This window comes from Clostridium sediminicola, assembly GCF_050402865.1.
GTDB classification, from domain to species: domain Bacteria; phylum Bacillota; class Clostridia; order Clostridiales; family Clostridiaceae; genus Clostridium_AF; species Clostridium_AF sediminicola.
The window spans coordinates 151,366-167,596 of sequence record NZ_BAABMF010000004.1 but is presented as its reverse complement, the minus strand read 5'-3'; the positions used below and the strand labels follow the sequence as shown (position 1 = coordinate 167,596).

Genomic DNA, 16,231 nt, shown 5'->3' with positions numbered 1-16,231 from the left:
CTAAATAAACTGATCCAATATACTTGGATCCTTAATCTTATTATCCTCCGCTAGCAGCAAAATCTTTGAAAGAACTTCCGTTGTTTTTGGATCTTCATCAAGGAAAGGTAAAAAAATTCGTCCTCTATGGGCACTGTGAACTGGTACAATATAAATAGCTCCTTTAGCCATTTTATGAACCATCGCGCTGCCAAGATGAACAGTATAATCACCATACTTTCCTTTGATAAAGCAATGTGACCCTTCGATTCTAACATTGTCTAGTTTAAACAGTCTAACGGATTCTCTAACAATAGCCGCCCTCATATCAACAGTTGACAGACTAGCTTCAGGATCTACGCCTCCTACATGAGCCATACTAACCACTAAATCCAAATCACGCATTACTTCAGAAAAGATTTTTTTCTGAATATCATCAATCTTTATAGATTTATATGTTTTTCTATTATAAAAATGAACTGTTTCAAGGGTTGGTGATTCAATATCAGCCGGCGAAAACCAATCTGCCATTGCATACACAGTTGCAATAATATCCTCATCATGATAAACCTTTTGCAGTCCTTCCTCATAACTCACTGTCCAACCTCTAGTTCTTAAAAGAGCAACAGTTTTTTGTGGTTGTACTTGATGACCTGAATATCTTCTAGAAAGTGTGCCTTCTAACAATTCATCCTCAGTTGGTACATAAAGTTCTCTAAAAACCTGTTTGAATGGCTGCTTTATCTTATTTACATATATATACTCTTGTAACCTGCTCCATTGTCCACTTTTATATAAGTCATAACTATGAGCAATTCTTACTTCATCATTTTGAGAAAGTTTTATTTCCTCTCCATCTATTGCATTAATATTATTTTCGTCTAAGAATCCAAATTTGTTATGGCTCATTAAAACCAAATCTTTAATAATACCCTTTAGTACAGGATGTCGTCCAATATTTTTGATTTCCTCAAATGTAAACGCCTCCCCCTTATTCATAAACTCTTCGAAAAGTAATCGTGCTCTAATCTTCTGCTCTTTCAAATATTTCTGTAGTTCCTTAATCTCAATAATATAAGACTCTTTCTTTAGCCTACTTGGAATATTTTTCAGCTTTTTATCCTTTTTCATAGTTATGATTGAAGCCTCTCCATCTTCATTAATGTGGAGATATATTTCAACATCTTGAACTTCTCTAGGTTTATAAAACTCTTTTATCCAATCTATCTTCATTATTTCTACATTCCAGATTAATCTGCTTACATCACTAAAACCAGTTGTCATGGCGAGATTCGCCAATGCAATATTAGCAGCTTTTCCTTCACTAGCTCTTCTCATTGATCCATACTTTTTACTTTCTTTTATAAACTGCTGAATATAATCGTATCGCTTAAGTATATCCTCATCTCTATTTTTCTCTAATGGCACCAAACCAAATGCCATCAATTTATCTTTATTTCTAGTTCTTATAATTAACTCTTTAAATTCCTCCTTATCAATCTTTCCAAGGGCTGCATCCGTGTACATCTGCGATCTTTTATGATTACCACCAGCTGAAATATATTTTGACGCTTTGTAAACCTGTTTGAATCGCTCTTCACCAATAGTTTCATAAGCTTCCAAAAACCAGTTTTTATCAAAAGTCCCATCATTAAAAGCTTGAGGTGTTATTGAAGAATATCTGGCAACAACCGTCTCTTTTTCAGCAGAAAAACTTTCATTCACATGAGCATGAAAATACCAACAAGTCATCTTAAGACCAGGCCAACCCAGATATTCCTGTACAAGTTCAATCCATTGAGGTGCATACATAGCGCCTTCAATAAGACGACTATCCTTAATTTTCTTACCTTCCATACACTTACGAAATTTCTCAATATTATCATTTTCTGTTGGATATGAATTCTTAAGTAATTTGCTGAACATCTCTTTTTTAGTTCCACCATCTGAGCCAATATATGAGTACCCTCTCACAAAAGGTTCTTTACCAAGACCTACTATTAAATCAATAAAAAAGTGTGTTCCATAGAATTTACCAATATTTCCTGCAAGATGACTAACTTCCGTTGGAATATCACCACGTTTTAGTTCTAACTGAAGTATTCGGCTCAAAACTTTATCTAGTTTCTCTGTAATATAAGGGCTATCAATCTTTTCCCTACGTCCATAACTGTAATTATTAGTCAAATTTCTAATATGAGTACTAGAATTAGGACGAGCAATAAGTTCCAACAAAACTTCATCATCAACCTGTAATCCTAACTTTTTAGCTTTATCCCAGTCATTTATAGAAATATACCCATATGATTTATACTCTGCCTTCTTGTAATAAGCATATCGTATAGCAAAGGATTCTAAAAAGTTTTTATCTGACTCATATTGCTGCATCCATCTATCCCAAAACGATATTTCAGGTGCATTAACAAAAATATCTTTTCTATTACCATAAAAATATCCTCTATTCTCGTCTTTGAAATAGTATTTTGTGAAGTTTTCTTCCGGTACTTTTTTTAGGATATATTTCATTACATCTTTGGCTATTTTATAAAATTCATTGCCATGGTATTCATATTTAAGAGCTCCTAAAAGCTCCTTTATGTGTCCTATATATGGAATATCTCTTAACTTTTCCAATGATTTATACACAGTTTTCATAGGAAATAGCTTGTTCAATAATTTTAAATACCAATCATTCACATCTTCGAATTTATGTCTGTCAATTACAAAATACAATTGTAGCAAATTACATGGGGACAGTTCTTTCCTTTTGAAAAATTCCTTCCATACTTTAGCTAATGGATAATCCTCCAAATGATAATCTCTATCCTCTTTATAAACAATTGGATTAATACAATAACCACTACCAAGAACTGTTTTTTCATTTCTTCCACTGCCCCAAACCTCTGTATATTCATATTCACGGTTTTCATCAATCAAAAGGGAAAGTTCTTGAAAAAGCTGAACTATATCATTTTCCTTCATTGAAAATACCTTTGCTATATCAAAGCATTCATTAAACTCTATTGTAGGTGCTTCAAATGTTTTATCCTTATTGACTAATCCGAATCCATTCTCCTCAGAGTATTCATCTAAAGTTTTATCCTTCATCTTGTTCAAAATCAAAAGTTCTTTTTCACTATAATCATCATGTAAATTTGCTATCTGAATTCCCTTTTCATATAAATATTTCCGCTTTTCATCTTCTTTAAGAACACGAAGCATATCAAGCCCCGCTTCTCTTCTATTTTCGTTATCATTACGCAAAATTCTTTGAAGCATTTGGCTAATCTTCTCTGGTTCTCTCTTTAAAAGTAAATTAATCAAAAGCTTTTTTAAATCACCATTCTTTGTCTTTAGCATATCTTCAAATTTCAAATATTCAGCATCATTAATAGCAAGTTTCTCAATACTTTTAACCGCCTTTTTACGTATATTAAAACTACGATCTGACAATCTATCAAATAACCACTCTCTTTGCTTAACTGTTCTTGGATTTCGAATTACATAATCCAAAATATTTTCTCTCACATCCACACTCATTCTTTTGGAATACAACAGTATATCATCCACTAAATCCTCATCCGTGTCATCATTACTTAACTGCATACTCATCATACCAATGACATCTTCAGCTCTCAAAACTACTTCACCCCATGGAAATACACTTGGTGAATAAATTTTCTCCTTTTTAGGCATGTTATCAAGAAGTTTTTTGAATTCCAAGTATATCTCTCTTTTTTTCACAATTGAAAAGCCAAAGATACGATTATATTCATTTAAAACATATTTATAACCATAACCTTCATAAAGGACAGCATTACGAAGTACCCATGCTAATACTTCCTCTTCATCTATATCTAAATATTTCATAGCAACAGCTGATTCAAAAAATTTATTACCAGTTTGATTTAAAAAATAAAGACCAGTGAGTTGTTTATTCTTTTTATTGCTTTTCATTAATCCATCTATCATTGATTCTACATCAACTACTTCAATAACCCCTTGCGCCCATAATGCCATATATATTTGTAAATTATCATCTGATTGGAGATAGTTCTTTCTTAAACTATCCTCAGTAAGACATTCATATCCAATAGTGAAGCATTTTTTAATAGAAGACGCTTTCTGTGCAGTGATAGATAGACCTGTCCATGTATCAAATGCTCTTACAACCGAACTAAACCTACTTAGATTATTATCTAATATAATTTTATAAATATATATAAATGCCCCTAGCTGACACTCATCAATACTTTCCAAAATACTTTGACGTAATCCTTCTTGTAATTTTGCAGCCAATAAAAGTTTTCCAATAAGCTGCCACCCTTCTTCTCGTTTTGCCTTTAATAATCCGCTAATAATCTCTCTTGTTATAACAAATGTATTATTATCACCATTTATTTTATCTTTAATTTTGTTAAATATCTCATTATTACCCTTATTAATTTCCATAGCTATTAATTCTGAAATAACTCTTCCATCCACAAAATATTTTTCTCTATACTTCCCCTCTAAATAATCATCAAGAGTAAATTTTTTTTCTTTTAATTGAATCAAATCAATTAAAATATCAATATTATTATTAATATATATCAAAGAATCCTTACTACTTCTAAAGGACCTTCGCAATATATCATTCATATAAGTATACTCAGTTGAGTGGTCCCATAGATACTTTGCTTTCTTGGCCCATTCATCCCCAAAAATATGTAATAAAATAGAATAATGATCCCCTATAAATATATCCTGAATAGCTTTAATGTCATCAGTAAGTAACATATTCTTCAACTGTTTTTTAGCTTCTTCTCTTTCAATAAAGTTTTTATTCTTACTAGCCAATTCAATAAGCATAATTATTTTCTTATACCGTGGATTAACTGTTTTGATAAACTCTTTAAACATATTCATCTCTCACCTCACCATAATCTTCCTGCCAACATTACCAATCGCACAAAAGTTATGTTATCATCTTCTTTTAAATATATACTTTCCTCTATATCTTCTATCTCTTCATCATTAATAAATACTCTATAAATTCCATCATTAAAAGCAAGAAGTGCCGTCTCAATAGCTTGTTTCTGCTTTGCTTTTTTCTCATTATAACAGAATCCAAAATTGATTTTACCAACCTTAGAATTCTCAACAATCACTTTATCAGAAAGGTAATCTAGTATTTGATTTTCTCTTTGCTTTTCATTATATTTGTTAACATTATCTAAAACTATATGGGTAATAAAATCCTTTAATGTATAAATATCATCATTGATTTCTATCTCCTGCTTAGTTATAAAATTATTTTTCTTTCCTAGTTGCTTTACAGACGCATATACTCTCATAATTTCTCCCTATAATGTTTTCTGAAAACTCACTTTTGAGTTCACTTGTCACTTGTCACTATTATAACCTTGTTTTAAACATTCTTCATTAAAATTTATACTTTCTTTGATATATAAAAAACACTCCCTTTCAAGTAAATTTTAACAGTTTTTTAAACCGTATCTACTTAAGAGGGAGCACTTTACTTTGCGACTAAACTCTATATACTACTATTTATATAATGCCTATAGTCTTGAAGAAAAACACAAATAGAGTCATTGAAAATACTGATAAGATTGTTGTTATCATAATTATATTCGCACTCAGGTCCTTATCTCCATTCATTGCAGCTGTCATAATGTAGGAAATCGTAGCGCTTGGAACACCAAATAGTACATAAATTAATAATATATCATCATTTTGAAAACCAATTCCTATAGCTAAACTAACGGCTATTAACGGTATAATAACTAATTTTATTGCGCTTGCTAGAAATGATACTCCTAAATTTTCTACCGACTTCTGTAAATTAAAAGAAGCTCCTATTGTAATTAATGCTAATGGGGTTGCAAGAGCTTTGAAATAACTCATAGTTCTTGTTATTATTACTGGTAATGCTAATCCTGAAAGTGATACTACAGCCCCCATAAATATAGCAATAATCAATGGATTTTTAGCTATATTATAAATGGTTCCTTTAATACTTACTTTAGATTCTCTTTTTTCGTCTGTAGAAGTAAGTATAATGATAGCTAATATATTATATAATGGTATTATTATTGCAATAGCTAAAGGTGCTTTTAATCCTATTGCACCTGTTATATTCTCCATAAGTGATAATCCTATGTATAAAAAATTACCTCTAAAAGAGCTATGAATAAATGCTCCTATCTGAGATTTCTTTTTAATAAGCAATAAAGCTAATATCCAAATTATCACAACACTTAATACAGTTCCTAATATAATAAATGATATAAATGTAACATCAAAATATTGATCAAATGAGGTTTTTGACACATCATTAAACAACTTGATAGGTAACGCTACATTAAAGATAATGATATTTGCAGTTTTTATAAAGTTATTGTCAATTACTCTTTTTTTCTTTAACATATAACCTATACACATTACACAGAATATGGGCGTTGCAATACTAATACTAAATATAAAATTTTCTAACATAGATTATCTCCTTTGTATATTCATGATAAAAATATAATTAATTATTATATCATTACTCTGCATATATTTAATTCATCAGCATTATCATTTGTGTAGTATCCAGTGATATTTTTTAATCTATGAATAATTAGGGTTAACTTCCCATATTTATTATCTGACTAACAAACCACCATCAATTGCAAGAATGTGTTCATTCATATAATCAGAGCTTATGATGCTATTAGTATAAATCTTTCATAGCAATGTTATCCATATCAGTGAATGTTTGATTCTCTCCAATCATTCCCCAGATAAATGTGTAACTCTTGGTTCCAACTCCAGAATGAATAGACCAGCTAGGTGAAATTACAGCTTGTTCGTTTCTCATAACAATGTGTCTAGTTTCATTTGCTTGTCCCATCATATGGAATACTGCTGTTTCTTCATCCATATCGAAGTATAAATAAACTTCCATTCTTCTCTCATGAGTATGTGAAGGCATTGTGTTCCAAATACTTCCTTGTTCTAATATAGTTAATCCCATAACTAATTGACAACTTTCACATACTGCAGGATGTACATATTGATAAATTGTTCTAATATTTGCTTGCTCTGCGCTTCCCAATTTAACTGGGTTAGCCTTGCTAATCTCTATTTTAACTGTTGGATAAGTTTTGTGTGCTGGTGCACTGTTAATATAGAATTTTGCTGGTTTTTTAGCATCTTTGCTCTCAAATTTAACCTCTCTGATTCCCATTCCTACATAAAGACCATCTTTTTCACCTAATTCAAAAACTTTTCCATCTAAGGTGACTGCTCCTGCTCCACCAATGTTGATTATGCCTAGTTCTCTTCTTTGTAAGAAAAAGTCAGCTGCAAGCTCTTTTCTCCCTTCTAATACAAGTACTTTATCTGCAGGACAAACACTTCCTACTATTATCCTATCAATGTGGCTATATACTAATTTCATTTCTCCTGGTACAAATAGATCTGCTATTAAATAGTTTTCTCTTAATTCCTCTGTTCCATAAAATTTTGAATCATCTGGATGTGACGAATATCTAACTTCCATATTAATTAATCCTCCTGAGTATATATATTATTTTAGCCGTTAGGCTTTTATTTTTTCCTCCATTATGGCATTCTATAGATAACCAAACTCAACAAAATAATCACAGTGAAGGAAAATAACATGGTTTGTGTTAATAAAATAAAAGCTTAACATTTTTGATTTTTTATGATTTTAATTCATCAGCATTATCATCTGTGTAGTACTCCGCAATCTTTTGTATTACAATATCTTTATTCGTATGTTTTTAAAGACAAATTTGTCAAAATAAAAGCAATAGTTAGAATAAATGAATTATTAGACTTCTTAAAAGATGAAAAAACATTAAAAACGGCTTAATAGCCGTTTTTAATATAATAAATTTTATAATTAAAATAGAAAAGCTATTTTGTACCCCTTATTTAAGCTCAATTGTTTTTTTCTCAACAACAGTTACAGATTTTACTAGCACAGTTCCCACAAGAAGGACTATTCCACCCACTGCAATGAAAACTATTCTCCCCCAAAGTGGATTTGGTATTAACAGAAGTGCAATGATACCAGCTCCTCCTGCCTGGATAAGTCTTCCCAACATCAACCTTTGCTTATTATCCACTTCTGTTTCATCGTCATAATCAGCTACTACTTCGGTATTTGTATTGTAGAAGAATAAGTCTACCTCTTTTTGCCTTTCCTCTGAATGTCCCTTATAGAATAATTGTGACATTAAGAAAAAGGTCATTGTGATTCCAAGATGAAGTGCTACACCTAAAGTAATGGATCTCATATCACCAAATTCTCTGCTTGTAAGTGGTTCAGCAAGACCTAAGAATTTTTGCATCATTTCTGGAGTTATTACAAAGGCAATAAAGTATGATACCGCCATACCTACTAATACAGTTCCCCAACCAGCCCAGTCTGGAGTCTTCTTCACAAAGAATCCTAAAATTGAAGGAATTAAGATTGGGAATGACACTAAAGTAGTAATCATCATCATCATCTCAAATAAACTTGATCCCTTTAGATTGTTCAGAAATAATCCTACGAAAATGATAATTGTTCCAAATATTAACGTTAAAATTTTACTAATAATCAACATTTTCTTGTCATCAGCATTCTTATTTATAATAGGTCTATAAAAATTCTTAACAAAGATTCCTGCATTTCTATTAAGGGCAGAATCCATAGATGACATAGTTGCTGCAAATACCGCTGACATCATCAAGCCTACCATTCCTGTAGGCAACTCATTTCTTACAAACACATAATAAGTTGCATCTTTAACTTTTTTTCCAAGCATTGCAAGTCCCCATGTTGATGGATCCGGATAATTTGCTGCCACAAACCATGATGGAATAAACCAGATAACCGGACCTATAAACATCAGACAACAAGCAAGTAATGCTGCTTTTCTAGCATTTTTTGTATCTTTTGCACAAATATATCTATATGAATCTATCATATTGTTGGTAGTAAGAAACTGTTTTGCAAATACCGCTATAACCCAAGCTCCAAATAAAAATACATAGTTAACATTCTGACCTACAATAGGCATATCAGGTAATCCTTTTTCTAGTATAGGAGTAACCCCACCAGATTTCACCACGGCTACTATTGTTGCTACAGTAGACACTGCCATGATTATTACCATCTGCATGAAGTCAGAAGCTACTACTGCCCAAGACCCTCCTGTTACTGACATTATTACCACTACTAAACCAGTGACAATAATCGTGTGAGGGATAGATATATCGAATACAGCACTTACAAATACAGCTAGTGCATTCAGCCATATACCTGCCGATAAAATACTTGATGGCATAGTTGCCCAAGTAAATACCTGCTCATTCACTTTACCATATCTCAATCTGATACCCTCTATTGGAGTAACAACTCTCATCTGTCTTGCTTTTGCGGCAAAGAATAAATAGTTACATAAATAACCTACCGCGTTACCAAAAAAGATGATTACTACTGCCCATCCATCAGTAAAAGCCTTTCCTGCAGCTGCCGTAAATGTCCATGCACTAAACTGCGTCATAAATGCCGTAGCTCCTACCATCCACCATAACATCTTTCCTCCGCCTCTAAAGTAATCACTTGTAGAAGATGTAAATGTTCTAAATAACCAACCTATTGCTACTAGAAATGCAAAATATACTATTACTACTAATATATCCATACTATAGATACACCCCTTTTTCTTTGAATATTTTTTATATCGATGATTTTAAAATTAAGTGCAACAAAATATATCACAAAAGTACTTTAGCTGAAGTTTCTACCTTAGAATTATCCTTGTTCTATAATTAATTTCTTTTTTATAAGTCCCATAGTATCATATCTACATAACGTTTTCAGTATTTTTTTAGTGCATATCCAATTACATTCCCCCCTTACTTGTTTCGTTATTACGAATATACACTCATTACTTCATCATTGATGTTGTAAAATATATTCTTATTATTTTCTTATATGCGAATCAAATTCAGTATCACTTCAAAAAAAATATCAGTTAAGACATTATTATTATTGTCCTAAAAACCTTATTTACTACTTCAAAAACTCCTTCATGTAACAATTTCATTAAATCCCTATTCTCAATAACCAATAACATACTGATTAATCATTAAGAACCCATCTCCAATAGCTATAGCCAATTTATGATTTCTTCTCTGCATGTATCAATTACTTTACTCAAATAAATTCACCTCAATAAATGAAACAGTACATAAATACTATTTCATTTAATACCAATAATACCAAAACTTTTATAAGAAAGCTTGTCCCCCATTGATTTGGATAACTTCTCCAGTAAGATAAGATGCTTTATCTGAAACTAAAAATTCTATAACTGAAGCAACTTCTGATGCTTCGCCAAATCTTTTCATTAAGATTCCATTCTTCCAGCCTTCCATAATTTCTCTTTTTGTAGCTGAATGGAATGCAGTATCTATAGTTCCTGGTGAAACAGCATTTACTCTAATACCATATTCAACTAAATCTTTTGCTAAAGCACGAGTCATAGTTAAAACTCCAGCTTTTGAAGTACCATATATTCCTGCCCCGGGACCACCTGCATTGTAAGAAGCAATAGATGCAAAGTTTATGATTGAAGGATTTTCACCTTTCTTTAAGAAAGGTATAGCTGCTCTAGATACAAAGAATACGCTATCTAAGTTTAAAGCCATAACTTTTCTGTAGAATTCAGTAGTCATATCTTCAAATCTAGATCTTCCACCTAATCCGCCAGCACAGTTAATTAACGTATCAATTTTATCATATTTTTCTCCGATATCTGCAAACATTGCATTTACTGCATCTTCATTTGTAATATCAGCTTCAAAATATTCTGCTTTAATACCTTCATTTTTTAATGTTTTTAATGCTTCATCTGCTTGATCTTGAACAATACCATTAATAATGATATCATATCCAGCCTTTCCTAATTCTAAAGCTGTTGCTAAACCAATCCCTGTAGTTGCCCCTGTAATTAACGCAATTTTTGACATTTAATTTCCTCCTAGTTTGTACAATTTATTTTTAATTAATTTTAGCTATATGATAATATCTTTTTATGGTGATTTTAGAGAAGTTCAATTTTAGAGAAGTCAATGCTACCTTTATCATCAACTATTTCTTTATCACTATGAACATATTCGATTTTACCTACAAACATTTCATGTGAGCCAGTAACTATAGAATCCACTACCTTGCACTCTATGTTTATAGGACAATCTGCTAATAAAGGAGCATTTACCTCTATTCCTTCTTCAACCTTAATGTTAAGTTTTGAAAATTTATCTTCATCCCTACCACTATGACTACCCAAATAGTCAAACATTTCTTTTTGTTCTTTTGTAACAATATTAACTACAAAAGATCCTGTCTCCTTCACCATTTTATAAGAATGTCGTGACGGAACAATACCTACCATAAGCATTGGTGGATCAAAACTACAATTACAACAGTATGCTACTGCTAATGCATTATTTTTACCATCAATACCTCTACAAGAAACTAGTATTTTAGGCATTGGTTGAAAACATCCTTTCATATTCCCTTGAACTTTTTCCATAATGATTCCTCCTTGTTTTTATCGATCCTTTTAAATCTATAATGTGAGGCTATATTTCCATAATTAATAAATATTTATTAGTTATTCTTACCTAAAAAATCTTTCCTTTGTGGTGTGAAAATATCTAATAATACAGTGTCATCTTCTAAAATTTTTGCACCATGCACTAAATTTGGTGGCATATAAACTGAATCACCTGCGCCAATAATTGTTGTTTCCTCTCCAACAGTGAACTCTAGTTTTCCTTTTGTACAATAAGTTACTTGCTCATGGAAATGCTCATGCATAGCACCAATAGCACCTTTTTGAAAATGAACTTCAACAATCATCATATCTCCACCATGAGCCACGATTTTTCTTTCGATTTTATCCTCTACTTTTTCTAATTCAATATCTTTGTTATGAAAAAAATATTGTTCTCCCATTAAATATCCCTCCTTTAATTTATATATAATCCTTATGAAAAATTGATTTTATAATTAAACCAATTTCCAACTTCCTTTAAATGTTGCATTATCAGTTTTTTCTCGTAAAACAATTGAAGTACGTATAGATGAAACAGGATTGTCATAAGTTTCAACTATATACATCTCTTTATTTGTAATATTTAGTTCGCTTCGAATAAGGGTACCATCCAACTGCCATTCTAAAACAATACAATTGCTATCATTCACTATTTTTTTCACATCTTTTATATGCTGATAACCATTAGTATCATAGCCTAAATTACCAGGTTCATATTTTAATTTAGATACTAATTTAGCTTGACTATGGAAAAACCAATCATATGTATGCTCTTCTGAGGAATTTATTGTAAACTCATCATTGAAACCATCTGGAAGTAAATCAATTTTTCTTGTATAATCTACTCCTTCATAAACATTTTCTACAGTTGCATGTAGGCTTGTATCTGTAAATTCTAATATTTTACCACCTTCAGTTGACACATGATTTCTTCCATCAACCACTACTGTATTATGAGATGAGGACATTCTATGCCACTCATTGCACAAACGTGATCCATAGCCTGCATTAGATAAATCTCTAGTTAATATCGAATTCCCTATCATAACTTCGATATTCATTTTATCCGGATGAGCATGGGATGGTCCTCTATGCCCATATTTATAGAATACATTTATCGTGTTATTTCTTAATGTACCATAATAAGATGATTCAAAGTTATTTGAACTACGTTTGATTTTTTTCATAGTACTAAAATCTAAATCAGGATTGAAAGTTAATCTTTCTAATGGAATTTCATTTTGGAAATAATATGGCCTTGATAATGGAATTGTTGCACGCTCTAAACTTCCTTTCTCAATATTCTTCAAGAAGTTACCTACTTCACTATTTTCTCCAAAGATTTTAGTTGCTATATGATAAATGTAACTATAAGTTTTCAAGTTAACATTTGGCCATCCATCATTAGGATTAGGTAAAATATCATTATCAAATGCATAATAATATGCAGACTCAAACATTTTTCTTATAATAGCTTCTTCTTCACCAAAATCATAATCATAAAGTTTAGTAAATAAAAGTAAATTTGTTACACCTTCTAATAAAAAGAAATTATAATGAATAGATCCTTCATACCAAAATCCTTCTTCTGTAACACCTTCTCTTAATTGATTTCTAATTCCAAATTTGCTATTGAAAACTTTATCTAACAATTCTTGATTCTTTGTAAATAAAGCTACAATCCCTAAAGCGCTATTTACCCAACATGGAATATTATGAATTCTAATCAGCTGTGGTTTTAATAGTTCAGTTGCAGGAATGAATAATTTTTGATTTATCTCATCCAAATATTCTTTTCCAATTTCAGCTTTTACCATTTGCAAAGCATTGATTATACGTACTAAAATAATCGCTTCATTTAATGCCTGGGGCATTATTTTTGCAGCGCCACCAACATCGTATGTTAAATCATCAATAACTTTATCCTTAGCATGGATAATAAATTCCTTATAGTGATCTGCATAGAAAGATAAGATTTTTTTTATATAGTCTAAATATCGTTCCTCACCTCTTACTTTATAGAGAACTGCAGATTTTAATAATGTTGTAATAGCAGTGTTTCTATAAAAATACACCCATACATTATCAAACATTTGTCCTTTAAACTCTCTACCACATATTTCACATATGTGAGAATGGGGTTTTTCAAGGTCAAATATAAGTCTTCCACCATCTTCTTCACAAAAATAGTTATGACCCCACTCACTCATTTTGCTAGAATCATCTTCAAAACTGGAAGCAAAGTCAGTAACTTCTTTATCCATCTCATTTAACATAGGATAATATACTTTTTTACCTTGATCTAATTCTTTAATCATTTGTAAATCACTGAAATAATTCATTTTCTACCTCCTGAATCGCTGTTGTAGGAAAACTATTCTGTACTAACTTTTTCTTACCTATTTCAAAATCTGTACAACTTGATGCCATAAACTTTTTCAATTCATCACCTTTATATTGTAATAATACTAGCTTTGCATTAGCTTTTATTGTCTCAAACTCTATTTTTCCAGATTTTGAGATCAAGAATATCTCTTTTTCGTTATTATCTTCAATAACAACACCTTGTGCCCCGTTAGTATGAATTTCTTTAACGCTCTTTTGTTCTTCATCAAAAGCTCTTCTAGTTGAAAGAACATTTAAGAAATATGTGTCTTTTGATTTAATCTTATTCTCAATATTAATTGTTTTCATTTTAGTTTCTTTAAATTTATCTGGCTCTTGTGTTGTCATGATAGCTCTTACATTTGTTTTCTTAAAATTATAACTACACTCATTTGGCATAATTGAACATAATCTCATTTTTGCAGGTCCATTTTCATATTCAAAGACATTCTCTGTTATTTTATCTGGAATAGTATCTGAATGCATTGTCCAAGTATATGTATGTTCTAAATCACTCATCAGCTCATCTAATATGATAAAATAACCTTTTTCAGTATAAACAACATTTCTAGCAAAACGAGTTAATTTTAAACTTGGTTCATACATCTTATGGGCTTCACCAACAAAGTAAGTTATACCTTTTTCACTTTTAAAAACTTCTATATCTGCAACCACATCTTCTGGTGTTTCTTTCCAAATATTATTTCGACCTTCATTAGGATAGCCTTTTCCATCTATAGTAACAACATTATGTTCACAAGCTTTAACTGTTCTATTGTAGCCTTCATCTATTGCTAAATAAGCATCATGAGCATGTAGAATAAAACTATTATTGTCAGGATGTTGATGTGATAATCCTCTAGTTTTCCAACCTTTTTCTCTAAACATATCCCAAGATTGTTTCCACTGTTTCTTACCACCTGGGTGCCCTGATTTAAATGAAAAATGAATCGCATCTCTTTCCCAGCTTGAACGTACTACAATTAATCCTAAATCTTCAAAACATTTTACCAAAGGTAAATCTTCAAATGTTTTTTCCTCTACTTTTGGATTAAACCATAGTAATTCTAATGCAGCTTCAGGTAGAATGCCAGGTTTTACACCACTTTCATATTGTTCTCTGTATAAAAATTTTTCTCGAACAATGTTGCCTAAATGTTGCGCATGTTCATTGTTATATTCATCTGCTACTTTGTAATATATAGCTGCAGAATGTCCACTTCTTCTATCATGACAATCCCCAAAATTAATAATTTCTTCTAAATTTGGAGCTGCTTGATACAACCTATAGTAAAAAGTATTTTTCAAGAAATTACACTGCTTAAAGTAATCAATATTTTCTGCATCTTTTAGCAAATGTGCATATACAAATAACCACATAGCTCCATAACGCCAATATACAACCCCTTCATAATCACTTCCATCATCAGCCATAGCATTATATACTATATTGAAATTTTCTTTTGCCATATCAATACATTGTTGTGACTTTTCATACTCTTGACCTAAAGCATATCCTGCTGTTGACAAGCCAGTTAAATTGATCCAATTATGGTTTTGCCAAAATGCTGTTGACCAACCTTCACCTTCTGTTTTTACTTTAAAATCATACATTCTATCTGCCTGTAAAATTAATTTATCTTTCAATAGTGTTTTCTCTTCTGCTGTTAATTCATCTTTTAACCAATCATAAGATAAACTAAGACCAAACAATAACCATGCTGCACTTAAATCTACATCCACCAAATGTGCATTACCCCAATGAGGATAATTTACAGCTGTAAAAATCCATCTTTTTGCTTCTTCAAGATAATGTTTTTGCTTAGTTAAAAGATAAGCTAAAGTTAAATTAACAGATGCAATCCCCATAAAGGTTGTACTTTTTGCTGGATGTTCTTTTGGCAATTGTTCATTTGCATACAAACGACATACTTCATATAGTCGTTTAAAAAAAGGCTTACGTATAGTTTTTATTTCTTCTCGTAATATATCAATATCCTGCGAAATGAATAAATATTTTCTGTTTGTCATCTTTACTACCTCAATTTCTTAACATTTCGTTTACTGTATCATAATTCAACTTCTTCAAGTTGTGGGTTAACTACTTTACCATCATGGAATATTTGTATATGCGAACCATATTCATAGTTATTCCTAAAAAAAATGTTATTTATTAACTCATATAGTTTCATACTTATGTCTTTATAAAACATATTTATCATTACATTGTTCGCATTTGC

10 protein-coding genes are annotated in these 16,231 nt (G+C 31.0%); all 10 read right to left on the bottom strand.

Annotation, left to right across the window (positions count from 1 at the left end):
* Positions 1–4,887: a DUF4132 domain-containing protein gene (locus ACQ3F0_RS09535; RefSeq protein ID WP_428865003.1), complete on the bottom strand. Its 4,887-nt coding sequence runs from the start codon at positions 4,885–4,887 to the stop codon at positions 1–3.
* Positions 4,888–4,895: 8 nt separating this feature from the next.
* Complete coding sequence (locus ACQ3F0_RS09530) at positions 4,896–5,315, bottom strand: hypothetical protein (protein WP_428865002.1); 420 nt, start codon at positions 5,313–5,315, stop codon at positions 4,896–4,898.
* A 214-nt stretch (positions 5,316–5,529) separates the two neighbouring features.
* Positions 5,530–6,477: an AEC family transporter gene (locus tag ACQ3F0_RS09525; RefSeq protein WP_428865001.1), complete on the bottom strand. Its 948-nt coding sequence runs from the start codon at positions 6,475–6,477 to the stop codon at positions 5,530–5,532.
* 220 nt (positions 6,478–6,697) lie between these two features.
* Positions 6,698–7,528 (bottom strand): 5-dehydro-4-deoxy-D-glucuronate isomerase, encoded by an 831-nt coding sequence (kduI, locus tag ACQ3F0_RS09520; protein ID WP_428865000.1) that lies wholly within the window; start codon positions 7,526–7,528, stop codon positions 6,698–6,700.
* Between the two features lie 394 nt (positions 7,529–7,922).
* Positions 7,923–9,686 (bottom strand): sodium:solute symporter family transporter, encoded by a 1,764-nt coding sequence (locus ACQ3F0_RS09515; protein WP_428864999.1) that lies wholly within the window; start codon positions 9,684–9,686, stop codon positions 7,923–7,925.
* A gap of 589 nt (positions 9,687–10,275) precedes the next feature.
* Complete coding sequence (locus ACQ3F0_RS09510) at positions 10,276–11,016, bottom strand: SDR family NAD(P)-dependent oxidoreductase (protein ID WP_428864998.1); 741 nt, start codon at positions 11,014–11,016, stop codon at positions 10,276–10,278.
* A gap of 74 nt (positions 11,017–11,090) precedes the next feature.
* A complete protein-coding gene (locus ACQ3F0_RS09505; protein ID WP_428864997.1) occupies positions 11,091–11,582 on the bottom strand; it encodes a flavin reductase family protein in 492 nt (163 codons plus the stop codon).
* A 77-nt stretch (positions 11,583–11,659) separates the two neighbouring features.
* Positions 11,660–12,007: a cupin domain-containing protein gene (locus ACQ3F0_RS09500; RefSeq protein ID WP_428864996.1), complete on the bottom strand. Its 348-nt coding sequence runs from the start codon at positions 12,005–12,007 to the stop codon at positions 11,660–11,662.
* Between the two features lie 54 nt (positions 12,008–12,061).
* The gene (locus ACQ3F0_RS09495) at positions 12,062–13,948 is read right to left on the bottom strand and encodes a heparinase II/III domain-containing protein (RefSeq protein ID WP_428864995.1); all 1,887 of its coding nucleotides are present in this window, start codon (positions 13,946–13,948) and stop codon (positions 12,062–12,064) included.
* Entirely contained in the window at positions 13,932–16,022 is a 2,091-nt protein-coding gene (locus ACQ3F0_RS09490; RefSeq protein WP_428864994.1) for a DUF4962 domain-containing protein, read from the bottom strand. Before ACQ3F0_RS09490 ends, ACQ3F0_RS09495 begins: the two co-directional genes overlap by 17 nt.
* Between the last annotated feature and the right edge of the window lie 209 nt (positions 16,023–16,231).

Coding starts and splice junctions, on each gene's coding strand:
- ACQ3F0_RS09535 (WP_428865003.1), bottom strand. CDS start 4,887: ATGAATATGTTTAAAGAGTTTATCAAAACAGTTAATCCACGGTATAAG.
- ACQ3F0_RS09525 (WP_428865001.1), bottom strand. CDS start 6,477: ATGTTAGAAAATTTTATATTTAGTATTAGTATTGCAACGCCCATATTC.
- ACQ3F0_RS09490 (WP_428864994.1), bottom strand. CDS start 16,022: ATGACAAACAGAAAATATTTATTCATTTCGCAGGATATTGATATATTA.
- ACQ3F0_RS09495 (WP_428864995.1), bottom strand. CDS start 13,948: ATGAATTATTTCAGTGATTTACAAATGATTAAAGAATTAGATCAAGGT.
- ACQ3F0_RS09530 (WP_428865002.1), bottom strand. CDS start 5,315: ATGAGAGTATATGCGTCTGTAAAGCAACTAGGAAAGAAAAATAATTTT.
- ACQ3F0_RS09505 (WP_428864997.1), bottom strand. CDS start 11,582: ATGGAAAAAGTTCAAGGGAATATGAAAGGATGTTTTCAACCAATGCCT.
- ACQ3F0_RS09500 (WP_428864996.1), bottom strand. CDS start 12,007: ATGGGAGAACAATATTTTTTTCATAACAAAGATATTGAATTAGAAAAA.
- ACQ3F0_RS09510 (WP_428864998.1), bottom strand. CDS start 11,016: ATGTCAAAAATTGCGTTAATTACAGGGGCAACTACAGGGATTGGTTTA.
- ACQ3F0_RS09515 (WP_428864999.1), bottom strand. CDS start 9,686: ATGGATATATTAGTAGTAATAGTATATTTTGCATTTCTAGTAGCAATA.
- kduI (WP_428865000.1), bottom strand. CDS start 7,528: ATGGAAGTTAGATATTCGTCACATCCAGATGATTCAAAATTTTATGGA.